This is a genomic window from Rhodanobacter sp. UC4452_H20 (assembly GCF_052978205.1).
Window position 1 is genome coordinate 3,652,369 of the sequence record NZ_CM129662.1, and the last position, 24,663, is coordinate 3,677,031.

General features: G+C 68.9%; 17 protein-coding genes and 1 riboswitch. Of the genes, 8 read left to right on the forward strand and 9 right to left on the reverse strand.

The genetic code is table 11. The features are described 5' to 3' along the window. Positions 1-100: 100 nt before the first annotated feature. The 4 genes from ACVCMC_RS16720 to dgcA all read right to left on the reverse strand — a co-directional run bounded on the left by ACVCMC_RS16720 (position 101) and on the right by dgcA (position 6,372). The gene (locus tag ACVCMC_RS16720) at positions 101-2,641 is read right to left on the reverse strand and encodes a TonB-dependent receptor (RefSeq protein WP_447098123.1); all 2,541 of its coding nucleotides are present in this window, start codon (positions 2,639-2,641) and stop codon (positions 101-103) included. Positions 2,642-2,784: 143 nt separating this feature from the next. Next, a complete protein-coding gene (locus ACVCMC_RS16725; RefSeq protein ID WP_447098124.1) occupies positions 2,785-3,837 on the reverse strand; it encodes a DUF1611 domain-containing protein in 1,053 nt (350 codons plus the stop codon). Position 3,838: 1 nt separating this feature from the next. After that, a complete protein-coding gene (locus ACVCMC_RS16730) occupies positions 3,839-5,353 on the reverse strand; it encodes an N-acyl-D-amino-acid deacylase family protein (RefSeq protein ID WP_447098125.1) in 1,515 nt (504 codons plus the stop codon). 29 nt (positions 5,354-5,382) lie between these two features. Beyond that, positions 5,383-6,372 (reverse strand): N-acetyl-D-Glu racemase DgcA, encoded by a 990-nt coding sequence (dgcA, locus tag ACVCMC_RS16735; protein ID WP_447098126.1) that lies wholly within the window; start codon positions 6,370-6,372, stop codon positions 5,383-5,385. Positions 6,373-6,422: 50 nt separating this feature from the next. On the opposite strand from dgcA, the gene ACVCMC_RS16740 reads away from it, so the two are divergent. After that, positions 6,423-7,883, forward strand: a complete 1,461-nt coding sequence (locus tag ACVCMC_RS16740; protein ID WP_395120134.1) for an APC family permease — start codon at positions 6,423-6,425, stop codon at positions 7,881-7,883. A 63-nt stretch (positions 7,884-7,946) separates the two neighbouring features. On the opposite strand, the gene ACVCMC_RS16745 is transcribed toward ACVCMC_RS16740, so the two are convergent. Next, entirely contained in the window at positions 7,947-8,867 is a 921-nt protein-coding gene (locus ACVCMC_RS16745; RefSeq protein ID WP_447098127.1) for a MurR/RpiR family transcriptional regulator, read from the reverse strand. 164 nt (positions 8,868-9,031) lie between these two features. Then, on the reverse strand, positions 9,032-10,471 hold the full coding sequence (ahcY, locus tag ACVCMC_RS16750; protein ID WP_447098128.1) for an adenosylhomocysteinase: 1,440 nt from the start codon (positions 10,469-10,471) through the stop codon (positions 9,032-9,034). Positions 10,472-10,552: 81 nt separating this feature from the next. Next, positions 10,553-10,656, reverse strand: a riboswitch (S-adenosyl-L-homocysteine riboswitch). Positions 10,657-10,766: 110 nt separating this feature from the next. On the opposite strand from ahcY, the gene ppc reads away from it, so the two are divergent. After that, the gene (gene ppc, locus ACVCMC_RS16755) at positions 10,767-13,472 is read left to right on the forward strand and encodes a phosphoenolpyruvate carboxylase (protein WP_447098129.1); all 2,706 of its coding nucleotides are present in this window, start codon (positions 10,767-10,769) and stop codon (positions 13,470-13,472) included. A gap of 47 nt (positions 13,473-13,519) precedes the next feature. Here the strand turns inward: ppc and ACVCMC_RS16760 are convergent, their stop codons facing one another. Next, positions 13,520-13,708 carry a hypothetical protein gene (locus ACVCMC_RS16760; RefSeq protein WP_447098130.1) on the reverse strand — a complete coding sequence of 63 codons (189 nt, stop codon included), beginning with the start codon at positions 13,706-13,708 and terminating at the stop codon, positions 13,520-13,522. Here ACVCMC_RS16760 and ACVCMC_RS16765 point away from each other — a divergent pair. The 6 genes from ACVCMC_RS16765 (at position 13,707) to ACVCMC_RS16790 (ending at position 23,540) form a co-directional block, all read left to right on the forward strand. Beyond that, on the forward strand, positions 13,707-14,954 hold the full coding sequence (locus ACVCMC_RS16765; protein ID WP_447098131.1) for an efflux RND transporter periplasmic adaptor subunit: 1,248 nt from the start codon (positions 13,707-13,709) through the stop codon (positions 14,952-14,954). The two genes, ACVCMC_RS16760 and ACVCMC_RS16765, sit on opposite strands and share 2 nt — an antisense overlap. Before the next feature lie 115 nt (positions 14,955-15,069). Next, a complete protein-coding gene (locus ACVCMC_RS16770) occupies positions 15,070-15,834 on the forward strand; it encodes an ABC transporter ATP-binding protein (protein WP_395120129.1) in 765 nt (254 codons plus the stop codon). After that, positions 15,831-18,272 (forward strand): ADOP family duplicated permease, encoded by a 2,442-nt coding sequence (locus ACVCMC_RS16775; protein ID WP_447098132.1) that lies wholly within the window; start codon positions 15,831-15,833, stop codon positions 18,270-18,272. The genes ACVCMC_RS16770 and ACVCMC_RS16775 overlap by 4 nt, the downstream gene beginning before the upstream one ends. A 2-nt stretch (positions 18,273-18,274) precedes the next feature. Beyond that, positions 18,275-20,695: an ADOP family duplicated permease gene (locus ACVCMC_RS16780; RefSeq protein WP_447098133.1), complete on the forward strand. Its 2,421-nt coding sequence runs from the start codon at positions 18,275-18,277 to the stop codon at positions 20,693-20,695. A gap of 105 nt (positions 20,696-20,800) precedes the next feature. Beyond that, positions 20,801-22,198 carry a sigma-54-dependent transcriptional regulator gene (locus tag ACVCMC_RS16785; protein ID WP_447098134.1) on the forward strand — a complete coding sequence of 466 codons (1,398 nt, stop codon included), beginning with the start codon at positions 20,801-20,803 and terminating at the stop codon, positions 22,196-22,198. Beyond that, positions 22,188-23,540 carry a sensor histidine kinase gene (locus tag ACVCMC_RS16790; protein ID WP_447098135.1) on the forward strand — a complete coding sequence of 451 codons (1,353 nt, stop codon included), beginning with the start codon at positions 22,188-22,190 and terminating at the stop codon, positions 23,538-23,540. Before ACVCMC_RS16785 ends, ACVCMC_RS16790 begins: the two co-directional genes overlap by 11 nt. A gap of 86 nt (positions 23,541-23,626) precedes the next feature. Here ACVCMC_RS16790 and ACVCMC_RS16795 read toward each other — a convergent pair whose 3' ends face one another. Beyond that, positions 23,627-23,902, reverse strand: a complete 276-nt coding sequence (locus tag ACVCMC_RS16795) for a GIY-YIG nuclease family protein (RefSeq protein ID WP_447098136.1) — start codon at positions 23,900-23,902, stop codon at positions 23,627-23,629. 4 nt (positions 23,903-23,906) lie between these two features. After that, the gene (locus ACVCMC_RS16800) at positions 23,907-24,536 is read right to left on the reverse strand and encodes a glutathione S-transferase family protein (protein WP_447098137.1); all 630 of its coding nucleotides are present in this window, start codon (positions 24,534-24,536) and stop codon (positions 23,907-23,909) included. Positions 24,537-24,663: the final 127 nt, after the last annotated feature.

The following is a 24,663-nucleotide window of genomic DNA, read 5'->3' on the forward strand; positions in this document are numbered from 1 at the left end:
AGGGCCATCTGTCGGCGAGGCGTTGCCCGCCATCGGGCGGGCGACGAAAAGCCCTGGCCGACGCCAGGGCTTTCGTCCGGTGCGGCAATCGACCGCTCGACTAGAAATCCTGCTTGAAGCTGATGCCGAACGTGCGCGGCTGGCTGAAGCCCGTGTACACCTGTCCATTCGGGTATTCCGGCACCACGCCGTGCGCACCGCAAACCGTTACCGCACACTCGGAGAACTTGTACAGCGCGGCGCGCTTGTCGAACGCGTTGTTGATATAGGCACTCACCGACCAGTTGTCCCCCTGGAGACCGGCGGAGAGGTCGACCGAATTGTAGGCAGGCAGTCCGCCATAGAGGCTGCGATCGAGCAGGAGCAGGCTCGTCGTGCGGTCCCCCACATGCGTCAATGCGCCCTGGACGAAGCCACTCTTGCTGCCGACATCAAAGGTATAACGCGCGATGAGGTTGCCCTTGAACCGTGGCGTGATGGGCAGGCGGGTGCCCGTTGGTGCCAGCGGCCCGTCCACCGTGTCGCCCGTTTGTGTATTGATCGAGCCGGCCGGACAGTCGGTGACGGGGCGGTTGTTGTTGTCGGTGAATCCGCAGTAGTTGGCGGTCAACTTGGCGTCATACAACGCGATGCCGGCGCTCAGCTGCAGGTTGTAGGTCGCCTGCCAGTTCAGCTGCGACTCCAGTCCGTCGATGCGGGCCGAATTGGCATTGAGGATTTCGGAAATACCGTTCGGACCCGTGATGTCGAACTGGAAATTATCCCAGGTCTCGCGGAACACGGCCCCGTTGAAGGTCAGCCGATTGTCGAACCACGAGGTCTTCCAGCCGAGTTCGAGGTTGGTCAGGAAATCCGCCTGATAGGGCGGCAGCGACGCGTTGCGATTGATGCCACCCGGGCGATAGCCCTCGGACCGGGTGAAATAGACCATGGCATGGGGTGTGGCATGCCAGGTCAGGTTGACCTTGTTGAGCGACCCGCTTTGCTTCACCCGCTTGTTGAAGTCCAGACAGGGCGCGCCCTCGAATGGCTCGGGCGAGATGCAGCCGGCCTCGCCGTAACTCGAGCCGGGGAAATAGCCCTCGCTGAAACCGAAGAAGCCGTAAAAGCTGCCGCTGTCGCGGTAATAGCGCTCGCCGATCGTGCCCGTGAGGACATCGGGGATGAAGTCCCACGACAGTTCGCCGTACACCGACTGGTCGCGATCGTAGCGGACCTGCCGGCTCAGATAGAGGGTGTCCGGCCAGCCGGTAACCGTCAGCGAATCGGCCAGGCCGCTGATCTTGTACTGGTACTGGATATCGTGTTTCAGCTTCTGCCAGAACGCGCCAGCGACCAGACGCAGGCGATCGTCGCTGGGCGAGACAAGACGCAGTTCGTGGCTGTTGTTGGTGTAGTGATCGCGGAAAAACGGATGCTGCGACGGATCGATCAGGTCTCCGCCGTTATCGTAAAAATAGACACCGGAGCCGTACAGGGTGTCGTACCAGAATGAGTAGTCCGTGTAGTCGGACTCCTGCTCCTGGTTGCGCTTGAGGTGCGCGTAGGCATAGGTCGCATCGAAATTGCCGATCTTGCCTTGCACGGTCAGCGCGCCCTGCCACCAGCGATCGTTGTTGCGTTCGGGAAAGAAGTGCGTGACGGCGAGATCGCCCACGCTCGGATCGCTGGAAGATGAACCGTGGGAGATCGTCTGTTGCCCCATCAGCGTCGGGCTGATCGACCAGTTGTCGTTCAGGTCCACTTTCAGCGCGGCGCGTGCGCCCTGGGTGTCGGCGTCGTTGTAGTGCTTGCGGGCGTGTCCGTGGCATTGCAGCAGCACGCCGGGGGTGCAGTCGTCGGCGTTGCTGATGGTAATGCCGGAAGACGGGTAGGTACGCGTGCCGGCCTTGTTGTCGATGTAGCCCGCATCGTGTTCGCGCCAACCCACGAGGCGAATGGCGGCACTCTTGCTGAGCGGAATGTTGACCATGCCCTCGACGGTGGAGCCGATGCCACCGTGTGCAACCTTGTTGGCGCCGAGCGTGTAGTTTGCCGCGAAAGCGGCGGGGTCGGGCGTGTTGGTGATGATGCGCAACGCACCGGCTTCGGCGCTGGCGCCATACAACGTACCCTGCGGTCCTGCCAGCACCTCGATGCGGGCGATGTCGTACATGTGGATATCGACCGGCCCCTGGATCGTGGTGATCGGCTGGTTGTCGAGGTACATGCCGACGCTCGGCCGCGACCCGGTATAGTCCCCGCCGCTGCCGCTGCTGACACCGCGCATGTAGATGATGGCAAAGCCTTGCGCGCCATTGCCGCCACCGTTGTCCTGAAAGGACACGCTGGGCAGGTACTTCACGTAGTCCTTGAAGTTCTGGACGTGCAGGGCCTCGAGTTGATCCTGTGCCAGCACGTTGATGCTGATCGGCACCTTCTGCAGATCCTCGGTGCGCCTCTGCGCGGTCACCGTGACCGTACCCAGGGTCTTGACCTTTTGCGCTGCCGCCGAGGTCGTCGCGGCCGATGCGGGCTGCTCGGCAACATCCTGGGCGAGCGCTGGTGCGGCCACGGCAAAACCGATCGCCGCCGCGAGCGGCAAGCGCGCCAACATCACCCGCTGCGCCTTGCCACCACACTTGAAATGACCTTTGGACATGATCTGCTACCTCCCCCGTGAGCGTAACGGAGCAACCAAACCTGCCGAGCCTTATCGCAACCTGATGAAATGCCCCGTGGGCCTCGCAGGCGCGTCGCCATGGGAACAGGCCAGCACGGTGGCCATGGCCGGAGTCTTGCGTTTCATGGGTGATCCCCCGGGGTGTGTGGACTTGCCTGCGGGAGATCGGGCGCTTCCGCGAGCAGCGCTTCGACGACCGCGTCGGCACCGGTCGCGATCGGGTCGAAGACGACCAGGCCGGTTTCCGCGTGCGCGCGGGCGAACGCGTCCGCGCGTTGGCTTTCGCTCATGCCGTGCGTGTTGAGCGCGACGGCGATGCAGCGTGCGGCGCGGTTGGTCAGGCGCGCGGCCTGTTCGTTGGCGGCGATGCAGGCGGTGAGCGTCGGCAGCGGATAGTCCGGATAACCGTCGATGTGCGTGCGTCGCGGGTCGTGGCACAGCACGAGTGCGTCCGGCTGCGAGCCGTGCAGCAGGGCGAGGCTGACGCCGGCATAGGCCGGGTGGAACAGCGAGCCCTGGCCTTCGATCACGTCCCAGTGCCCGGGCTCGTTGTCGGGCGACAGCGCTTCGGCCGCACCGGCGGCGAAATCGGCGACGACCGCGTCGATCGCGACGCCGGCGCCGGCGATGAGGATGCCGGTCTGCCCGGTCGCGCGAAAATCGGCGGCCATGCCGCGTCGCGCGAAGGCGCGGTGAATGGCCAGCGCGGCGTACTTCTTGCCCACCGCGCAATCGACGCCGACCATCAGCATCCGGCGGCCGCTGCGCTTGCGGCCGGAGCCGACGTCGAAATGCGTGTCGGCGTGGCGCACGTCGAACAGCCGCACGCCGGCCAGGCGCGCGGCCGCGGCGATCCGCGGATTCTCGCCGAGGCGTGCATGCATGCCGCTGGCAATGTCGAGGCCGGCGTGGATCGCGGCCAGCAGGGTGTCGATCCACGCCTCGTCGAGCGCGCCGCCGAAGGTGGCCACGCCGATCACCAGCGTGCGCACACCGGCGCGGGCGGCGGCGGCCGGCGTCATGTCAGGCAGGCCGAGGTCGACCGTGTCGGCGTCGAGCCGGCATTGCCCGGCGCACAGCTCCGGGCGCCAGTCGAGAATGCCGCTGGCCGTCTTGGCGTCGAGGCGGTGCGGGGTGTTGCCGAGGAAGAGCAGGTACGGGGCGGCGATCTGCATGTCAGCGTGCCTCCTGGCGGCGCAACACCTGGCCCGGACGGGCGCCGGTCGCCTTGCCGTCGGCGAGGACCGCGATGCCGTTGACCCACACGCGCGCGATGCCGACCGACAGCTCGTGCGGCTTCTCGTAGGTGGCGCGGTCGGCCACCGTGCGCGGATCGAACAGGACGAGGTCGGCCGCCGCGCCGACGCGGATCTGGCCGCGGTCGCGCAGGCCCATGTGCTGCGCTGCCAGTCCGGTCATCTTGTGCACGGCCTGCTCGAGCGTCAGCATCTTCTGCTCGCGCACGTACATGCGCAGCACGCGCGGGAACGTGCCGTAGCCGCGCGGGTGCAGGCCGTCGAGGCTGCCGTCGGAACAGATGTTCGCCTGCGGCCAGGCGATGAACTTCGCGATGTCGCGCTCGTCCATGCTGCGGCTGATGACCTGCGCGGTGCTGTGGGCCGCTTCCGATTCGCGGATCAGGGCCATCACCGTATCCGCGTCGTCGGTGCCGCGCAGGCGCGCGATATCGGCCACGCTCTTGCCGACCAGGTCCGGTTCGGGCTTGAACTGCGACAGGCGCAGGCCGTCGGCCGGGGAGAGGTGCTTGAGCACGAATTCGGCGGTCGCGCGGTTGCCGAAGTCGCGCTCGGGCCACAGCACGATCAACTCGCTGTGCCAGCTGTCGTAGGGATAGATGTCGAGCGTCGCGTCGACGCCTTCGGCGCGCGCCTTGTCGAGCAGGCCCAGGAAGCGGTCGGCCTGGCCCCACCAGTCGGTCATCGCCAGCTTGGCGTGGCTGACCTGCACCGGGATCTTCGCCTCGCGGCCGATCGTCAGCAGTTCGTCGAGCGCGTCCCAGACCTTGCGGTCCTCGCTGCGCATGTGGCTGATGTAGCGGCCACCGTAGGGCGCGACGGCGTCGGCGAGCGCGAGCACCTCGGCGCGCGTGGAGTAGAGGCCCGAGTCGTACTCGAGGCCGGTCGACAGGCCGAGCGCGCCGGCCTTCATGTCGGCGGCGAGCAGTTGGCGCATCGCCTGCACCTGCGCTGGTGTCGCCGCATGGCTGGCGTCGGCGCCCATCACCTCCTCGCGCAGCGAGTTGTGGCCCGCGTACGAGGCGATGTTGATCGCCGCCGGCCTGGCGCCATAGCGGCGGAACAGGTCGGCGATCGGCTCCTGCGAGAAGCCGTCCTGGCCGACGACGATCGTGGTGACGCCCTGGCTGGTCACCGGCAGCGCGTCGAGCTGGCTGTCGAGGCCGCGGTCGTGGTGGCTGTGCGTGTCGATGAACCCCGGCGCGAGCACCAGCCCGCGGGCGTCGACCACCTGTTCGCCGCGCTGCGCTGCGAGTTCGCCGATGGCGGCGATGCGGCCGTCGGCGACGCGCACGTCGACGTGCTGCGCCGCGGCGCCGGTGCCGTCGACGACGACGGCATGGCGCACGATGAAGTCGGCCGCCGCTGCACGGCCGGCTGGCAACACGACCAGCGGTGCGACCAGCAGCAGCGAGATCAGTGTTCGGCTCGTCATGGAATCGGTTCTCCTGGAAAACATGCGGTTCAGCCCCACAGCGCCGCGCTGGGCGGCGAGACGAGGCCACGCTGGTAGTGCAGGCCCGGGTCGCGGTCGCGGCCGATGAGGAGCGGGCCGTCGAGATCGACGAAGCGTGCGGCACCGGCGACGAGCGTCGCCGGCGCCATGCCGAGCGACGTCCCCTCCATGCAGCCCACCATCAACCCGAAGCCGAGCTGGCGCGCGCGGGCGGTCATGCGCAGCGCCTCGGTCAGGCCACCGGTCTTGTCCAGCTTCACGTTGACCAGGTCGTAGCGGCCGCGCAGCGCGTCGAGGTCGGCGCCGACGTGCGCCGACTCGTCGGCGCAGACCGGCACGCGGCGTTCGATCCGCGCCAGCGCGTCGTCCTTGCCCACGGGCAGCGGCTGCTCGACCATCGCGACATGCGCGGCCTGCAACGCCGGCATGACGCTATCGAGCAGCAGCGGGTCCCAGGATTCATTCGCGTCGATGACCAGGGTCGCCGCCGGAGCGGCGTCGCGCACGGCCGCGACGCGGGCGACGATGTCGTGCGCATCGAGCTTCAGCTTGATCAGGGCGCCGTCGCCGTCGGTGGCGACGATCGCGCGCGCCTTGTCCGCCTGCTGCGCCGCTTCGCCCACGCTGATGGTCTGTGCGGTGCGCACCTGGCCCGGGGCGGGGACTCCGATCAGCTCCCAGACACGCTGCTTCGCCAGTTTCGCGCGCAGATCCCAGAACGCACAGTCGACCGCGTTGCGCGCGGCGCCGGCCGGCACGCGATCGTGGATGCGGTCCCATGACTCGCCGCGGGCGAGGCGGGCGAGCAGTTCGCGCACGGTCTTCATCACCCCGTCCACGCTCTCGCCGTAGAACGCCGTGGGCGTGCATTCGCCGCGGCCGACGGCACCATCGCACGACAGCGTTGCCACGATGACGTCGGCATGCAGGTAGGTCTCGTGCGCGATGACGAATGGCGCGGCGAGCTCCCAGCGTTCGTGGCGAACCTCGGTCTGCATGCAAATCGGCCTCTGGACGAGTATGCACAATTTATATCATAGTAACTCTCATGAAAGAAAACTTGCAATCGGCGAATGATGACGAACCCGGGCTGGCGCGCACGCTCGGCCCGCTCCAGTTGACGATGATCGGTGTCGGCTGCGTCATCGGCGCCGGCATCTTCGTCATGACCGGCACCGCGGCGGCGACCCATGCCGGCCCGGCGGTGGTGCTGTCGTTCGTGGTGGCGGCGATCGCCTGCGGATTCACCGCGTTCTGCTATGCCGAGCTTGCCGGCACGATGCCGTTGTCCGGTTCGAGCTATTCGTATGCGTTGCTCACGTTTGGCCGCTTCACCGCGTGGTGCGCCGGCTGGCTGCTGCTGCTCGAGTACGGCATTGCCGCGGCGACGGTCGCGGTCGGCTTCGCCGGCTACGCGGTGGCGTTGCTCGACCAGTTCGGTCTACACCTGCCGGCGTCGATCACCACGCCGATGCTCGACTTCCGCACCGACGGCGGCAGCAACCGCCTGCAGTTCGGCGGCGGCATCAACCTTGTCGCCGCCGGCGCGATCCTGGTGGTGACGGCTGTCCTGTTGCGCGGGATGAAGCAGTCGTTCGCGTTCAACACGGCCATCGTGCTGCTCAAGATTGCCGCGCTGGTCGCCTTCGTGCTGGTCGGCATCGCCTTCATCGACCCGGCCAACCTCACGCCGTTCGTGCCGCCGGCGCGGGGCGATTTCGAGTTCGGCTGGCCCGGCGTGCTGCGCGGCGCCTCGGCGATCTTCTTCGCCTACGTCGGCTTCGAGACCGTGTCCACCAGCGCAGCCGAGGCGCGCAACCCCCAGCGCGACCTGCCGATCGGCATCTTCATGACGCTGGCGGTCTGCACGGTGCTGTACATGGCCGTTGCCGCGGTGATGACCGGCATCGTGCCCTATGCCCGGCTCGGCGTCGCCGACCCGATCGCCGTCGCCGTCGACGCGATGCAGCTGCCGATGTTCGGCATCGCAGTCAAGTCCGCCGCGGTGATCGGCCTGCTTTCGGTGCTGCTGACGTCAATCTACGGCCAGACCCGCATTTTCTACGCGATGGCGCGCGATCGCATGCTGCCGCCGGTGTTCGCGCGGATCGACGGCAGGACGCGCACGCCGCAGGTCGGCACCATCTATACCGGCGTGGCCATGGCGTTGCTCGCGGCGTGCCTGCCGATCAGCCTGCTCGGTGACCTGATCAGCCTCGGCACGGCGGTCGCGTTCGCGATCGTTTGTGCGGCGGTCATGCGCCTGCGCGTGGTCGAGCCCGATCGGCCGCGATCGTTCCGGGTGCCGCTGGGCGGCATCCGCGTGCGTGGCTGGTGGATCGGCATCATTCCGGCACTCGGCATCGCCTTCGCCGCGCTGATGGGCCTGCCGCTGCTGATCGACATGGTGCTGCGCGCCACGCGCGGCGACGTGCTGCCGCTGGCGATCGTCGGCGGCTATTTCGCGGCCGGCCTGGTCATCTACGTGGTCTACGTGCGGTCGCGCTGAACGGGAGCGGCGCTCCTGGTTCCGCAGAAGCGCGGGGCCTCGGCCCGACGGTGCGCTGCGTGCTCAAGGCTCGATGTCGCCGCCCTTCTTGCGCTGCCCGCGCGCGGGTTTCCCGACGTGGCCGACGAATTCCTGGTAGAGGTCGGAGACGTGGGCCAGGCGTTGCTCCACGCGTTCGCCGAGCGCGAGAACCACGCCGTTGACCAGCAGCGCCAGCGCCGCGTGGATCGGAACGGTGGTGCCCCAGAAAATCCCGCTTTCCGTCGGCAATGCCAGGATGTGCGGCGTGTATTCGCTGGCCCAGTGGCAATACTTGTCGGTGATCATCACCAGCGGCAGCCCGCGTTGCCGGCAATGACGGGCGAGCAGCTGTGCCTGGCGCGAGTAGCGGCGCGTCTCCACGATCACGACGCAATCCTTGTCGGTGCCGTCAAGCAGCACCTCCGAGAAGCTTCCGGTAGCCAGGTCGGCCACCCGCACCCGCGGGCGCACGTATTGCAGGAAACTGGCGAAGTGGGCCGCAAGCCCGCGCTCGGTCTGGAATCCCACGATGTGCAGGGTCGAGCAGTGCGCCAGGTGCGCGACGATATCCTGCCATTCGCGCGTTTCCGCGCGGCGGTAGACCTCGATGATGCCGGCGATGGTCAGGTCCAGGTCGCGTTGCAGCGCCGGTTCGCCGCTGCCGGTCTGCAGCATCGAGCGCAGGCCTTCGCCGATCGGCCATGGCGCGACGGCCACGTCGAACTTGAAAGCCGACTTCAGCTCGCGGAAGTTCCGGTAGCCGAGGCGACGGCAGAACCGGCCCACCGTCGCGGCGCTGATGGCGAGCTTGGCGGCGAGCGAGTTGGCGGTCTCGAACGGCACCGCCTGCCGGTTGGTGAGCAGGAAGTTCGCGATCACCCGTTCGGACGCGGTCATCCGGTCCATTTCACTGCGAAGCTGGCTGAACAATCGCCGGTCGGCGCTGCTTGGCTTTGGCGACATCGACGCCGTCTCCCGTGGGTTCGACCGTGTTGGATCGGTACGAAAGTATGATCCGGCGCGGCGCTGGCCGCACGGTGCACGCTGCCCAGTGGTGAGCCGGTGATGGCAGAACGGGCGCCTTGCGCGCCCGTTCTGCTGCGACCGACCGATGATCCGCTGGCGGCTCAGTAGCGGTAGTGGTCCGGCTTGTACGGGCCTTCCACCGGCACGCCGAGGTAGCCGGCCTGCTCCTTCGTCAGCGTGGTCAGCTTCACGCCGATCTTCTCCAGGTGCAGGCGGGCGACTTCCTCGTCCAGCTTCTTCGGCAGGATGTAGACCTTCGCCTCGTACTTGTCCTTGTTCGCCCACAGGTCGATCTGCGCCAGGGTCTGGTTGGAGAACGAGTTGGACATCACGAAGCTCGGGTGGCCGGTGGCGCAGCCGAGATTCACCAGGCGGCCTTCGGCCAGCAGGAAGATCGCGCGGCCGTCCGGGAACACGTACTTGTCCACCTGCGGCTTGATGTTGAGCTTCTCGACGCCGGCCATCGCGTTCAGCGCATCGACCTGGATCTCGTTGTCGAAGTGGCCGATGTTGCAGACGATCGCCTGGTCCTTCATCGACTTCAGGTGCTCCAGCGTCAGCACGTCCTTGTTGCCGGTGGTGGTGACATAGATGTCGCCGCGGCCCAGGGTGGATTCGACCGTGTTGACCTCGAAGCCTTCCATCGCCGCCTGCAGCGCGTTGATCGGGTCGATCTCGGTGACGACGACGCGCGAGCCGTAGGCACGCAGCGAATGCGCGCAGCCCTTGCCCACATCGCCGTAGCCGCAGACCACGGCCACCTTGCCGGCCAGCATCACGTCCATCGCGCGCTTCAGGCCGTCGGCCAGCGACTCGCGGCAGCCGTACAGGTTGTCGAACTTGCTCTTGGTGACCGAGTCGTTGACGTTGATCGCCGGCACCAGCAGCGACTTCGCCTCGGCCAGCTGGTACAGCCGGTGCACGCCGGTGGTGGTCTCCTCGGAGACGCCCTTCCAGTCCTTCACCACGGTGTGCCAGTAGCCGGGGCGCTCGGCATGCACGCGCTTGAGCAGGTTCTTGATCACCTGCTCCTCGTGCGAGGAGGCCTTCTCGTCCACCCACTTCGAGCCGTTCTCCAGCTCGTAGCCCTTGTGGATCAGCAGCGTCACGTCACCGCCGTCATCGACCACCAACTGGGGCCCAAGGAAACCGCCCTTGCCGTCGGGGAAGGACAGCGCGTCGAGCGTGCAGTCCCAGTATTCCTCCAGCGTCTCGCCCTTCCAGGCGAACACCGGCGTGCCGCTGGCGGCGATCGCGGCGGCGGCGTGGTCCTGGGTCGAGAAGATGTTGCACGAAGCCCAGCGCACGTCGGCGCCGATGTCCTTCAGCGTCTCGATCAGCACCGCGGTCTGGATCGTCATGTGCAGCGAGCCGGTCACGCGCACGCCCTTGAGCGGCAACGTGGCGGCGTGCTTCTTGCGGATCGACATCAGGCCCGGCATCTCGTGCTCGGCGATGTCCAGCTCCTTGCGGCCGAAATCGGCCAGCGAGATGTCGCGGATCTTGTAGTCCTGATGGTTTTCTTTGAGTGCGGCGTTCATGAGTATCTCCGGTTAGTGCGGGGCTCTTGCGAAGGGTCCGGCCATGGCTGGCCGGTCTTTTCGCGAAGGGACTCGCGTACAGACAACCGGGCGCCGTTGTGGAACGTGCCGCGCCGAGCCTGGCCGATGCGTGGGGCTGCAGATGGATCTGCCTCACGCCAACGGTCGCAGCGCCCCTCGGCGGGCAGTGCAGCTTGCCATTGTAGCGGCAGACATAAGCTTATGCCCGCCGGCGTGGTGCCGCGGCCGCGCCGATTCGGTAGGCTGGGCGCTTGGCCGCAACGTGGAGCACGGCGTGGAGACAGATCGCGAGCCCGAATTCCTGCCGCACGACGGCCCGCTGCGCGAAGACGTGGGCCGGCTGGGTGCGATGGTCGGCCGGATGCTGGCCGAGCAGGGCGGCGAGGCGTTCTTCGAGCGGGTCGAACAGGTGCGCATCGCCGCGATCCGGCGGCGCGCCGAGGGCGCCTCGACCGACGAGCTGGCGCATTCGCTGGCCGGCCTGGAGCCCGACCGTGCCGAGGCGCTGGCGCGGGCGTTCGCCACCTATTTTCACGCGGTCAACACCGCCGAGCGGGTGCACCGCATCCGGCGCCGCCGCGACTACCAGCGCGAAAGCGACCAGGTGCAGCCCGAATCGCTGCTCGATGCGCTGGGCCAGCTGAAGGCGCAGGGCGTGGATGCGGCCGAATTGCTGGGCTGGCTCGATCGCCTGTGGATCGAGCCGGTGTTCACCGCGCATCCTACCGAGGCGGTGCGGCGCTCGCTGCTGGAGAAGGAGCAGGCGATCGTGCGCTCGCTGGTCGACGGCTTCGATCCCGCGCGCACGCCGCAGGAACGCGCCGCGGACGACGAGCGCATCTACATGGCCCTGTCCGCCGGCTGGCAGACCGCCGAGGCCTCGCCGATCCGGCCCACCGTGCAGGACGAGCACCACCATGTCGGCTTCTACCTGGCCAACCCGCTGTACCGGGTGGTGCCGGCGCTGTACGAGGCGCTGGCCGAAGCTCTGCAGGCGGTCTACGGCGTGGCGGTGGAGCTGCCGCGCCTGCTGGGTTTCGCCACCTGGGTCGGCGGCGACATGGACGGCAATCCCAACGTCGGTGCCGACACCATCGCGGCCAGTCTCGCCACGCAGCGCACGCACGTGATCGAGCACTACGTGGCGGATGTGGCCAACCTCGCGCGCCTGCTCAGCCAGACCGACAGCCGGGTGCAGGTGGCGCCGGCGTTGCGGCAGCGGCTGGCCGAGTATCGCGAGCGCTTCCCGCGGGCCGCCGAGCGCATCCGCCCGCGCCACGCCGACATGCCGTATCGCTGCCTGCTCACCTTGATCGGCGCGCGGCTGGAAGCCAGCCTGCACGACGATGACGCCGACGGCTATGCCTCGGCCGCCGACCTGCAGGCCGACCTGCAGCTGATCGTCGACAGCCTGATCGCCCATCGCGGCCTGCACGCCGGCGCCTACGCGGTGCAGCGGCTGGCCCAGCGCGTGCGCACCTTCGGCCTGCACCTGGCGCGGCTCGACGTGCGCCAGGATTCGCGCGTGCACGACGACGCGCTGGCCGCGCTGCTGGCCGACGAGGGCTGGGCCGCGCGGCCGGCCGCCGACCGCACGCGCCAGTTGCGCGACTATGCCAGCGGCGATGCACGCTTCGCGATCAGCCATGCCGAGGTGGTCACCACGCTGTACGACGTGTTCGCCACCCTGGGCGACACCCGCCGGCGTTACGGCAGCGAGGCGGTGGGGCTGTACATCATCAGCATGGCGCGCAGCGCGGCCGACGTGCTGGCGGTGCTGGCACTGGCGCGCTACGGCGGGCTGGTGCAGGACGACAACGTGCCGCTCAACATCGCGCCGCTGTTCGAGACGGTGGACGATCTGAAGAACGCGCCGGCCACCTTGCGGGCACTGCTCGATGACCCGGTCTATCGCCGCCACCTCGCCGCGCGCGGCGACCAGCAATGGGTGATGCTGGGCTACTCGGACAGCGGCAAGGACGGCGGCACGCTGGCCTCGCGCTGGGGTTTGCAACGCGCGCAGGAGGAGCTGCTGGAAGTGGCGCGTGCGGCGGGGATCGGGTTGGCGTTCTTCCACGGCCGCGGCGGCTCGGCCAGCCGCGGCGGCGTGCGCATCGCGCCGGCGCTGATGTCCTCGCCGCGCGGATCGGTGGCCGGCGTGCTGCGGGTGACCGAGCAGGGCGAGGTGATCCACCGCAAGTACGGCATCCGCGCGCTGGCGCTGCGCAACCTGGAACAGACCGTCAGCGCCGTGCTGCGCGCCTCGCTTCGCCCGCGCGCCGACGATCCGCGCGAAGAGCGATGGCGCGCGCGGATGAACGTGTTGTCGGCAGCCAGCCGCGAGACTTACCGCGCCTTCGTCGAACACGCGCACTTCGTCGAGTACTTCCGCAGCGCCACGCCGATCGACGTGATCGAGCGCATGACCCTCGGCTCGCGCCCGGCCAGTCGCCGCAGCATGCGCGGCGTGCAGGACCTGCGCGCGATCCCGTGGGTGTTCGCGTGGACCCAGTGCCGCTCGATCCTGCCCGGCTGGTACGGCCTCGGCAGTGCGCTGGGCCACGGCGTGCGCGAGTTCGGCGAGGAGGCGATGGCCGAGATGGCCAGCGACTGGCCGTTCTTCAGCAACATGCTGGACGACGTGGAAATGGTGCTGGCCAAGTGCGACCTCGACATCGCCGAGGCGTTCTCGCGCCTGTCCGGGCCGCTGCACGAGGAAATGTTCGGCCTGGTCCGCGGCGAGTTCGAGCGCACCCGCCGCGTGCTGCTGCAGTTGAACGGGCACCGCACCCTGCTGCAGGACGCCCCGCGGCTGGCCGCCTCGATCCGTCTGCGCAACCCGTACGTGGATCCGATGAGCCTGCTGCAGGTCGACCTGCTGCGGCGCTGGCGCGAGAGCGACCGCGAGGACGACGCGCTGCTGCAGGCCCTGGTCGCCTGCGTCAACGGCGTGGCGCAGGGGCTGCAGAACACCGGCTGACTCGCCCGTTGCCTCACCTGTAGGGCGGGCACTGCCCGCCGCTCCTGCTACGCGTCGTCCGGGAGAAAAACGGCGGGCAGTGCCCGCCGTACCGCGCCGAACAGGCCCTGCACGTACGACTTCGGACAGGGGTGTCCGCTGGCGAACGACGAGAGTGCCTGGCGGGCGACGAAATCGCTTGTCCGGAGGGCCTTCGCGCCCTGGCACGGGGCTTGCTCCAGCAGGCGCATGGACATGGCCAACCCCACCCTGAAACTGCGCAAGCGCCGCCGGCTCCGCCTGCTCGCGGCCGCAGCCGTCGTGCTCGTCGCGATGCTGGTGACGGTGCTGCTGCGCCTGGGACCGGCGTTGCCGCGGGCCGATCGTGCCAGCCTGTGGATCGACACCGTGCAGCGCGGCGACATGCTGCAGGAGATCCGCGCCACCGGCACCCTGGTGCCGCGCACTTCGCGCTGGCTGGCGGCGGCCACCGCCGCCCAGGTGGACCGGATCCTGGCGTGGCCGGGCACGGTGGTGCAGCCGGACACCGTGCTGATGACGCTGTCCAACCCCGAAGTGCAGGACAGCCTGCGCAACGCCCAGGCCCAGGTGGCGGCGGCACGTGCCGACGTGGCCGCCCGGCGCGCCGAGCTGCAATCGCAGTTGCTCGACCACCGCGCCACCCAGGCGCAGGCACAGGCCGACTACGCCTCGGCCAAGGTCAAGGCCGACGCTGATGCCAAGGCCGTGGCCCGGCACCTGATTCCCGAGGTGCGCTACGAACAGGAGCAGATCGCCCTGGCCCAGCTGAAGAACCGCATGCAGGTCGAACAGCAGCGCGTGCACGCCTTCGGCGCCAGCATGCAGGCGCAGCTGGACGCGGTGCAGGCGAAACTGCTGCAGCAGCAGAGCAACCTGCAACTGCGCCAGCGCCAGGCCGATGCGCTCCAGGTGCGCGCCGGCATCGCCGGCGTGCTGCAGGAAGTGGCTGTGCAGGAAGGCGCCCAGGTCGCCACCGGTGCCAACCTGGCACGGGTGGCGCGCACCGACGTGCTGATCGCACGATTGCAGGTGCCCGAGGTGCAGGCCAAGGATGTATTGATGGGCATGGCGGTGAACGTGGATACCCACGACGGCGTGATCGCCGGCAAGGTCGAACGCATCGATCCGGCCGTGCGCGACGGCAGCGTGCGGGTGGATGTCACGCTCGCCGGCGCGCTGCCGCCGGGTGCGCGGCCCGATCTTTCCGTCGACGGCCGCATCCGCATCGCCGAACTGCACGACGTGCTGTCGGTAGGGCGTCCCGCGCTGGCTGCCGCCGGCAGCGACCTCAGCCTGTTTCGGCTGGAACCCGACGGCGACACGGCCACCCGCGTACCGGTACGCATCGGCAGCGCCTCGGTCGATCGCGTGCAGGTGTTGCGTGGATTGAAAACCGGCGACAAGGTCATCCTGTCCGATACCAGCCAGTGGGACAAATATGACCGCCTGCGCCTGCGCTAACTGGGGTTGGAAGTGAGTGAAGAGGAGTGTGGCGTGAGAGAAAAGCCCGCACCCTCATGCTCCTCACTCACTTCTCTCCACTCACTCCTCACTCCTCATGTCTCTCGGTATCGTCATGAACCAGTCAACTAGCGTCATCACCCTCGACAGCATCCGCAAGGTATTCCAGACCGACGAGGTGGAAACCCATGCACTCGCTGACGTGCATCTGTCCATCGCGCGCGGCGAGTACGTCTCCATCTCCGGGCCGTCCGGCTGCGGCAAGACCACCCTGCTGTCGATCCTCGGCCTGCTCGACACCGCCAGCGCCGGCCGCTACGTGCTGAACGGGCATGACGTCGCGGCACTGAACGCGGCCGAGCGCGCGCGCATCCGCAACGCCGAGATCGGCTTCATCTTCCAGGCGTTCAACCTGATCGGCGACCTGAGCGTGCAGGAGAACGTCGAACTGCCGCTGACCTACCGCAACGGCATCGGCGCCGCCGAACGGCGCGAGCGCGTGCAGGAAGCACTCGAGCGCGTCGGCATGGCGCATCGCATGCGGCATTACCCGGCGCAGTTGTCCGGCGGCCAGCAACAGCGCGTGGCGGTGGCCCGCGCGCTGGTCGGCCGGCCGGCGATCCTGCTCGCCGACGAGCCCACCGGCAACCTCGACTCGCGCAATGGCGAGGCGGTGATGGCCCTGCTCGACGAACTGCACAAGGGCGGCGCTACCCTCTGCATGGTCACCCACGACGCGCGCTACGCGGAACTCGCCCAGCGCAAGATCCGCCTGTTCGACGGCCGCGTGGTCGACGAGGAAACCTACGAGCGCCTGCGCCACGAGGACGAGCAGCGGTTGGACGCGCTGATCGGCCAGCGCGTGGAAGTCGGCGCGTGAACGTCTGGCTTGCCGAGATCTGGCGCGCGTGGCGCGCCAGCCTGCGCCGGCCCGGCTTCCTGTTGCTGGCTGCCGGCGTGCTGGCGCTCGGCGTCGGCGCCAGCGTGGCGGTAACCACGCTGATTCAGAACAGCTTGTGGCGACCCCTGCCGGTACCGCAGCCGTCGCGACTGGTGGTGCTGGGCCAGATCCGCGACACCAGTCAGGTGGGCGGCATCTCGCCGCACGAATACCAGTACCTGGACAAGCTCGACGGCGTGGCCTCGCTGGGGTTGTGGTGGCCGGGTTCGATGGTGAATGTCGCCGGCGTGAGTGTGCCGGCGCAGGTTCCGCTGATCCGCATGGACAAGGGATTGCTGCCCACGCTGGATCTGCAGCCGGTGCTGGGGCGCAACTTCGATGCGCAGGAGGATCATCCGCACGGCCCGCCCGTGGTGATGCTCGGCTACGGCTTCTGGCTGCGCAGTTACGGCGGCGACCGCAGCGTGATCGGCCGCAGCCTGCAGGTGGAAGGCGTGCCGCACACCATCGTGGGTGTGCTGCCGGCGGCCTTCAACACCGTGCTTGGGTCGGGCGACGTGGTGCTGCCGACGGCGGTGCCGGTGGGCAGCCGCGATTACAGCCACAACGGCACTCTGGCGCTTGCACGGCTGGCACCCGGTGCCGACATCGCCGCCGTGTCGGCGCAGGCCGATGCGCGCGAGCGCACCATGTACCGCGACATGGGCATGGGCGGCAACTGGAAGAAGCCGCGCTTCGGCGCCCTGCATCTGGCGTCCGTCATGCGGCAGGACGCGCGGCCGATGCTGCTGCTGTTCATGACCAGCGCGGTGCTGGTGCTGCTGATTGCGCTGGTGAACCTCGCCAACCTGATGCTGCTGCGTGCGTTGTCGCGCAACCACGACGCCGCGGTGCGCGGCGCGCTGGGCGCACCGCTGTTGCGGCTGATACTGCCGGCCTTGGGCGAGGGCCTGCTGGTCGGTGGCGCTGGCGCGCTGGCGGGCATGGCGCTGGGGACGACTGGCCTGGCCTTGCTGCAAGGCTTCATTCCCGCCGAGTGGTTGTGGGGCGGTCGCCTGCATGTCCGTGCTTCGGCGTGGCTGCTGGCGTTCGCCGTGGGCATGCTCGGCGCGCTGCTGGCGGCGGGGCTCGCGTTGTGGCGCAGCCGCAGCGCGACGACGGTGGACGAATTGCGCGAGGGCGGCCGTAGCGGCATCGGTCTGCGCGGCGGGCGGCTGGGCCGCGTACTGGTAGTGGCGCAGGTGGCGTTGGCGACGGTGCTGCTGTGCGCGGCTGGCGTGTTCATGCATGGGCTTTATGACGCCTCGCGGATGCATCTTGGCTTTGCCGACAGCAATGTGCTCACCTTCGACCTGGCGCCGGTGCGGGCCGATTACCCGGATGTCGCCTCGGTGTGGGGCCTGTCGCGGCGGCTGGTGCAGCGGCTGCGCGTGATCCCGGGCGTCGCCGACGCCGTGGTGACCACGAACCTGCCTGCCAGCAACGGCATGATGGGTCAGCTGCAAACCACCCTGCACACCCCGGATGGGCGGGAGTTCGCGTCCCAGTACCACGGTATCGGGGACGACTTTTTCCGCTTGTTCTCCATCCCGTTACTCAAGGGGAGGGACTTCTCGCGTGACGACACGACAGGAGGCGAGCAGGTGGCCATCGTCAGCCAGGATCTGGCTGACAGGTTCTACGGCGGTCATGCGGTGGGCAAGCGGATCGAGATGACAGGCGTTGACGGCAAGCTTGTTTCGCTGCACATCGTCGGCGTAGTGGGCGCCACCTATCAGAAGGGGCCGTTGCAGCCCATGCAACCGGTGCTGTACGTGCCATTGGCGCAGGTACCCGATCCGGTGATGGCATTGGTCCGTCACCTGGAGCCGCTGCGCTTCGCGTTGCGCGGCCACGGCAACCCGATGGACTGGCAGGACGGCGTGCGCGCGGCGCTGGCCGAGATCGCGCCCGAGCAGCCGATCGCCAACTTGCGCACGATGCGGAACGTCGTGCAGCAGACCACCGCGAGCGCACGGCTCAGCCTGTGGCTGATCGGCTTGTTCGCCACGCTCGCGCTGCTGCTCGCCGCGGCGGGGCTGTACGCCGTGGTGGCGGTGGCGGTGGCCACGCGCGAACGAGAGTTCGGCGTGCGCATGGCGCTGGGTGCCAGACCTTCGCGACTGCTGGAGCTGGTGCTGCGCGGCGGCTTGCTGCAGATTGCGGCGGGGCTGGCGCTGGGCATGGCCGGGGCGTGGCTGGCGGCACGTGCGGCATCGCAGGTGCTGATGGGATTGATTGGCCGCGCCGGTGCGCTGGACCCGCTGGTGATGGCCGGTGTGAGCGTGGTGCTTGCGTTCGCCGGCTTGCTGGCCTGCCTGTTGCCGGCGCTGCGAGCGGCACGCGTGGCGCCGATGCGTGCCTTGAGGGGAGAGTGACGATGATCGTGCGCGAACTTCGCGAGGCCTGGCGACGGCTGGCGCGGCGGCCCGGCTATGCGCTGCTCTCGGTGGCGGTGCTGGGCGTGGGGCTGGGGGTGACGCTGTTCCTGTTCAGCCTGGTCAACACGCTGATCCTCGAACCGTTGCCGGTACCGCATCCCGAACGCCTCATGGCGCTGGGCGAACCGTCGCACAGCGGCAACGGCATCGGCAGCCTCGACAGCGACCAGTACCTGGCCCTGCGCGACGGCCTGCGCAGCGCCGACGAGGTGGGTGCCTACGTCCCCATTGGCGCGGGCGTGGAGGAAAACGGCGGCGCGACGTACTACCCGGGCAGTCGCGTGACCGCCTCGATGATGCCGCTGCTGGGCGTCACGCCGCTGCTGGGGCGCGGCCTGCTGCCGTCGGACGAGGCGCCCGGCGCCGCGGACGTGGTGTTGCTGGGCGAGAACCTGTGGCGGCGTGGTTTCAAGGCCGATCCGCACATCGCCGGCCGCGAGGTGCGGATCAATGGCGAGTGGGCCACCGTGGTGGGCGTGCTGCCGGCAAGGGCGGCGCGCATGCCGGTCAGCGGCAGCGAGGTCTGGCTGCCGCTGAAGCTGCCGCCCGGGCAGCACCGCGATGTGTGGGGCGTGGTTCGCCTGGCGGCCAACCACCAACTGGCGCAGGCGCGCGCGGAGCTGGACACGTGGGCGGCGCGCCTGCAGGCCGCGCTGCCAGCGGGGAAGCACACCCGTGGCGTCACGCTCAAACCGTGGAAGTTCAGCTTTGTGCCGGAGGACATGCGCCAGTGGGTATGGCTGATGTTCGGCGCCGCCGCGCTGGTGCTGCTGCTGGCCTGCGTCAACGTGGCCAACCTCCAGCTGGTGCAGACCCTGCAGCGGCGTCACGAGCTGGCGCTGCGCGGCGCCCTGGGCGGCAGTCGGATGCGACTGGTATCCGCGGCGCTGACGGAGAGCCTGCTGCTGAGCCTGGCCGCGCTGGCGGTGACGCTGCCGATCGTGCACTGGGGAAACCGCTGGATCGTCTCGGTGTACTTCAACGATGCGTCGGGCGCCGCGCCCTTCCATCATTTCGGCCTCGACGGCCGGGTGCTCGTGGCGGCTTTCGTGGCCGCCGTGCTGAGCACCGCGCTGGCAGGCGTGATCCCCGCCTGGCGCGCCGCGCGCGCCGACCTGCAGGACGTGCTGCGCGACGGCGGCAAGGGTTCGGGTGCCGGCTTCGCCCGCGTGGCCCGGGTCATGGTGATGGCGGAAGTCGCGCTGACCGTGGTGCTGCTGGTGGGGGCGGGCACCTTCGTGCGCGCGGTGGGCAGCGTGCTGTCGCAGCCGGTGGCCGGTGCGGCGCATGCGACGCAGGTGCTCACCGCCGATGTGATGCTGCCGGCGGCCAGCTATACCGACGATGCGCGGCGCATCCGCTTTTTCGACGCGGTGGGCGAACACCTGCGCCAGGGTGCGGGCGTGGTCGACGCCACCGGATCGGATACCGTGCCCGGCGCGGTGCTGGGCAGCCACGAGGACGTCTCGCTGCCGGGCCACCCGCAGCCCGCGGAGGGCTGGCCGCGCGCGCAGATGGGTATCGTCGGTCCGCATTTCCTCGGGACCTACGGCGTTCACCTGCGGGCAGGCCGCTTCTTCGACACGCGCGACCGTGCGCACAGCGCACCGGTGGCCGTGGTCGACGCGAAGATGGCGACCGCGATGTGGCCGCACGACAACGCCGTGGGCCGCAAGCTGGTGTTGTGGCCCGGCCGTCCGTTTGCCGCCACGCTGACCGTGATCGGCGTGATCGAGCCGTTGCAGCTGGATGGCGTGCTGGAAAAGCCGCGACCGGGCCTGCTGCTGCCGCTGGACCAGTCGGCCGGCCAGTTGCCGCTGCATGCCGTGGGCCTGGCGGTGCGCGCGCACGTCGCCGGCGGCGTTTCCGCGCAGCAACTGGCCGATGCCGTGCACGCGGTCGAGCCGCAGGCGGCGGTGTACGGCGTGCGAAGCCAGGCCGCCGCGATGGCCGAGGCGCGGGCGGGATTGACCGTGCTCAGTACCGTGTTCGGCGCGCTGGGGCTGGTCGCGCTGTTGCTGGCCGGCGCGGGACTGTATGGCGTGCTGGCGTTCTCGGTGGCCCAGCGTACCCGCGAGATCGGCATCCGCCGTGCCATCGGTGCGGGCAGCCGCGCGATCGTGCGCGAGGTCGGGCGGCAATTGCTGTGGCAGCTCGGGCTGGGGCTGGGCATCGGCCTGCTGCTGGCATGGCCGTGGTCGGCGCTGCTGGCCGATCCCGGGCTGCACACGCAGGCGCACGATCCGCGGGTGTTCGCCCCGGTCCTGTTGACCGTGTTGCTGGTGGCGCTGATCGCTTCGCTGGTGCCGCTGTTGCGCGCGCTGCGCGTCGACCCCGCGATCGCGCTGCGCTACGAGTGACGCGATGCTTCTTGCAGTAGTCCGCTCGCGAGCCATGCGCTTGATCTTTCGATCGCCCGCCAAAAGCATCGCCCGCGAGCGGGCTCCTACCCTATGCTGGAAGACATGACACGCGAAACCCATCCCCTCGTGCTGCTGGTCGACGACCAGGCCGACGTGCGCGAGGCGCTGCGCCTGCTGCTGAAGTCCGAGGGCATCGCCAGCGTCGGCGTCGACGGCCCGACGGCGGCGCGGGAGGCGGTGCGCCAGCGCGAGTTCAGCTGCGCGCTGATCGACCTCAACTACACCCGCGACACGACCTCGGGCGAGGAGGGCCTGGCCCTCCTCGATGCGTTGCGCCAGCACGCGCCGGAGTTGCCGGTGGTGGTGATGACCGCGTGGGGCAACGTGCCGCTGGCGGTGGATGCATTGCGCCGCGGTGCCGGCGATTTCATCGAGAAACCGTGGGACAACACCCGTGCGCTCAGCATCGTGCGCACGCAGATTGCATTGGGCGAAGGTGCGCGACGGCAGCGTCGGCTGGAAGCGGAGAACGCATTGTTGCGCGGCGGCGGCGAGGCGCTGATCGCCGAGTCGCCGGCGATGCGGCGGGTGATGGAGCTGGTGGCCCGGGTCGCTCCCAGCGACGCCAATGTGCTGGTGCTGGGTGAAAACGGTACCGGCAAGGGCGTGATCGCCCAGGCTTTGCATGCGCAGTCGCGTCGCGCGGCGAAAGCGCTGGTCAAGGTCAACATGGGCGGCATCGCCGAGAACGTGTTCGAGTCGGACATGTTCGGCCACGTGCGCGGCGCGTACACCGACGCGAAGAGCGAGCGCATCGGCCGCTTCGAACTGGCCGACGGCGGCACGCTGTTCCTTGACGAGGTGGGCAACGTGCCGGCGTCGCAGCAGCCGAAGTTGCTGCGCGTGCTGGAGGATGGCGAGTTCGAGCGGCTTGGTTCCTCGCGCACGCAAAGCGTGGACGTGCGGCTGGTCTCGGCGACCAATGCCGATCTCGCCGTCGAAGTGGAGGCAGGTCGCTTCCGCAAGGACCTGCTGTACCGATTGAATACGCTGGAAATTCGACTGCCGCCATTGCGCGAACGCAGCGCCGACATCCTGCCGCTGGCGCGCAGCTTCCTGGAGCGCAGCGCGACGCGTTACGGTCGCAGCGGTTTGCGGCTGGCGCCGTCGGCCGAGCGTGCGCTGCTGGCGTGGCGCTGGCCGGGCAATGTGCGCGAGCTGGGTCATTTGATGGAGCGCGCCGCGCTGCTGGCCGAGCACGACCTGGTCAGCGACTCGGCGCTGGCATTCGGTCCCGGCTCGGCGAGGGCGGACTCCGCGCAAGGCATCGACGGCATGACCATCGACCAGGCCGAGGCGCATCTGGTACGAAGCGCGCTGGAACGCCACGACGGCAACCTGCAGCATGCCGCCGACGCGCTCGGCATCACCCGCCAGACCTTGTACCGGCGCATGGAAAAGTACGGGCTGCGCGATCCCTCGTCCGACGATGCCGACTGATTCCTCCCGCCGCCGCGGCCGCCTGCCCGCGTTCGAGCGGCGCGTGCTGCTGGGCAACTGGCTGGTGGCGCTGCCGGCCCTGCTCGGCGTGGCCGTGTTGTTGCTGGCCGGCGTGCCCGGGCGTGCGTTGTGCTGGTTGCTGGTCTTTGTGGTCGTGGTGGCCACCGCGTCGATCGCGCGCTGGCAGCACCGGCGCGTGGTGTATCCGCTGTACACCCTGGCCGGCTTGTTGGAAGCGCTGCGCGAGGGCGACTACAGCATGCGCGGCGTGCGGGGTGGCGTGCTCGGCGACGCGATCTACGACATCAACGCACTGGCCGATCGGCTGCAGAAGGAGCGCCTGCAGTTCGAGGATTCCGCGCGCCTGCTCGGCAAGACGTTGGCTGCGCTGGACAGCGCCGTGCTGGTGTTCGACCACGACGCGCGGCTGCGGCTGCTCAATCCGGCCGCGCAGCGCCTGCTCGCCGGCGAGCGGCACGCGCTGATCGGCTGCCGCGCCGATGAGCTGGCACTCGACGCGCTGCTGGCCGCGCCGTCGGCACAGGTGGTGCGGCACACATTCCCCGGCCGCAGCGGCCGCTTCGACATCCGCCATTCGCCGTTGCGCAACGAAGGCCGCAGCGGCCAGTTGCTGGTAATCAATGATGTTGGCCGGGTGTTGCGCGAGGAAGAACGCCAAGCCTGGCAACGCCTGCTGCGCGTGCTCGGCCACGAGGTCAACAACTCGCTGGCCTCGATCAGCTCGCTGGCCGGCACACTGGCCACCCTGATCGCGCGCGAACCGCTGGCCGAGGACTGGCGCGACGACGCACGCGGCGGCCTGCAGGTGATCGGCAACCGCGCCGAATCGCTGGCGCGTTTCCTGGCCGGCTACAGCCGGCTCGCCGCGTTGCCGCCGCCGCAGAAGCGCGAGCTGGACCTGGCCGTGCTGGTGCCGGCGGTGGCGCGGCTGGAACAACGCATGATCGTGACCGTGGAGCAGGGCGCGCCGCTGCCGGTGCAGGCTGATCCCGACCAGCTCGAACAGGCGCTGATCAACCTGCTGCGCAACGCCGTTGAAGCAAGCCTGTCCACCGGTGGCGCCGTGTTGATGCGCTGGCGCAGCGAGGGTGGGCGCGCGCTGATCGACATTCTCGACGACGGTCCGGGTTTGCCCGGCAGCGACAACCTGTTCGTGCCGTTCTTCACCACCAAGCCCGGCGGCTCCGGCATCGGCCTGGCCTTGGTGCGGCAGATCGCCGAAGCGCACGAAGGTGGCGTCAGCCTCACCGCCCGCGATGGCGCAGGCGCCATCGCGCAACTGTGGCTACCCAACCGTCCGCTGTCGCAGGAGGCCCACTAGCTGGCGATGCCTCGGGGCGGGATGACCAAAAGTGTGGAGGGTAGTGACCGCCGGCTCCGGCAAAGTGCGGCGGGCAGTGCCCGCCCCTACGGATCGAGGCTCGCCTGCAGCGCTGCGATGCGCTGGGCGCGCGGCAGCTTCTTCCATGCCATTTCCAGTCGCAATGCATCGCCGTGGTCGGTGACCCAGACCCAGCCCAGCAATCGCTTCGGCGGGTTGGACCGGGTGAAGCGGGCGCCCTTGCCGGCGAGATGTTTCGCGTAGCGTTGTTCGGGGTCGCGGGCGATGCCGGTGTAGACGCGGCCGTCGGCGCATTCGAGCAGGTAGACGGCCCAGGCGTCCGTGCCGGGGGTGTCGCTCATGGACTCAGGCCCACTCGATCAGGCCCTCGGCATCGCAGACCTGTTTCCACGACGGCCGTGCCTTCAGGCGCGTGGCCAGTGCGGCCAGCTGCGGCCATTCGGTGGCGGGCTTGGGCATGTTGCGCGACCAGCGCATCAGCATCAGGGCGTAGAGGTCGACCATGCTGAAGCGGTCGCCGAGCATGTACGGGCCATGCGCGGCGAGATGGGCGTCGATCTTCGTCCAGCATTTTTCGATGCCGGCGCGGGCGGCCTGCTTGATCGTGTCGGCACCGTCGGCCAGGTGTTCGCCGGGGTAGAACCACTGGCGGAACAGTGGCTGCAGGTTGTTGGCGAAGTACAGCATCCATTGCAGGTAGTCGGCGCGCTGCGCGCTGCCGGGGACGGGCGCCAGTGCCGCCTCGGGATGCCTCTCGGCCAGCAGCAAGGCAAGCGCTGCCGCCTCGCCGTGCGGTTGGCCGTCGACCAGCAGGGTGGGCACCACGCCATTCGGGTTGATCGCCAGGTACGCGGCGCTGCGCTGTTCGCCCTTGTCGAGATCGATGCGCTTGAGCTCGTGCGGGGCACCGATTTCGAGCAGGGCGAGGTGCACCAGCAGGTTGGCCGAACCCGGGGCGTAGTAGAGCGTGTACATGCGTGGCAGTCCGTGGGAAAGATCCCCGAATGATACGCCGGGAGGAAGGGCGAGAAGTGAGTGGAGAGGCGTGAGAAACGAGAGAAAGCACATGAGCGGGAGGTCTCTGCTCTGCGCTCACTCCTGC

Excerpts from the sequence above, each read along its gene's own strand:
- ACVCMC_RS16720 (WP_447098123.1), bottom strand. The coding sequence starts at position 2,641 with ATGTCCAAAGGTCATTTCAAGTGTGGTGGCAAGGCGCAGCGGGTGATG.
- ACVCMC_RS16725 (WP_447098124.1), bottom strand. The coding sequence starts at position 3,837 with ATGCAGATCGCCGCCCCGTACCTGCTCTTCCTCGGCAACACCCCGCAC.
- ACVCMC_RS16730 (WP_447098125.1), bottom strand. The coding sequence starts at position 5,353 with ATGACGAGCCGAACACTGATCTCGCTGCTGCTGGTCGCACCGCTGGTC.
- dgcA (WP_447098126.1), bottom strand. The coding sequence starts at position 6,372 with ATGCAGACCGAGGTTCGCCACGAACGCTGGGAGCTCGCCGCGCCATTC.
- ACVCMC_RS16740 (WP_395120134.1), top strand. The coding sequence starts at position 6,423 with ATGAAAGAAAACTTGCAATCGGCGAATGATGACGAACCCGGGCTGGCG.
- ACVCMC_RS16745 (WP_447098127.1), bottom strand. The coding sequence starts at position 8,867 with ATGTCGCCAAAGCCAAGCAGCGCCGACCGGCGATTGTTCAGCCAGCTT.
- ahcY (WP_447098128.1), bottom strand. The coding sequence starts at position 10,471 with ATGAACGCCGCACTCAAAGAAAACCATCAGGACTACAAGATCCGCGAC.
- ACVCMC_RS16765 (WP_447098131.1), top strand. The coding sequence starts at position 13,707 with ATGGCCAACCCCACCCTGAAACTGCGCAAGCGCCGCCGGCTCCGCCTG.
- ACVCMC_RS16760 (WP_447098130.1), bottom strand. The coding sequence starts at position 13,708 with ATGTCCATGCGCCTGCTGGAGCAAGCCCCGTGCCAGGGCGCGAAGGCC.
- ACVCMC_RS16770 (WP_395120129.1), top strand. The coding sequence starts at position 15,070 with ATGAACCAGTCAACTAGCGTCATCACCCTCGACAGCATCCGCAAGGTA.
- ACVCMC_RS16780 (WP_447098133.1), top strand. The coding sequence starts at position 18,275 with ATGATCGTGCGCGAACTTCGCGAGGCCTGGCGACGGCTGGCGCGGCGG.
- ACVCMC_RS16785 (WP_447098134.1), top strand. The coding sequence starts at position 20,801 with ATGACACGCGAAACCCATCCCCTCGTGCTGCTGGTCGACGACCAGGCC.
- ACVCMC_RS16790 (WP_447098135.1), top strand. The coding sequence starts at position 22,188 with ATGCCGACTGATTCCTCCCGCCGCCGCGGCCGCCTGCCCGCGTTCGAG.
- ACVCMC_RS16795 (WP_447098136.1), bottom strand. The coding sequence starts at position 23,902 with ATGAGCGACACCCCCGGCACGGACGCCTGGGCCGTCTACCTGCTCGAA.
- ACVCMC_RS16800 (WP_447098137.1), bottom strand. The coding sequence starts at position 24,536 with ATGTACACGCTCTACTACGCCCCGGGTTCGGCCAACCTGCTGGTGCAC.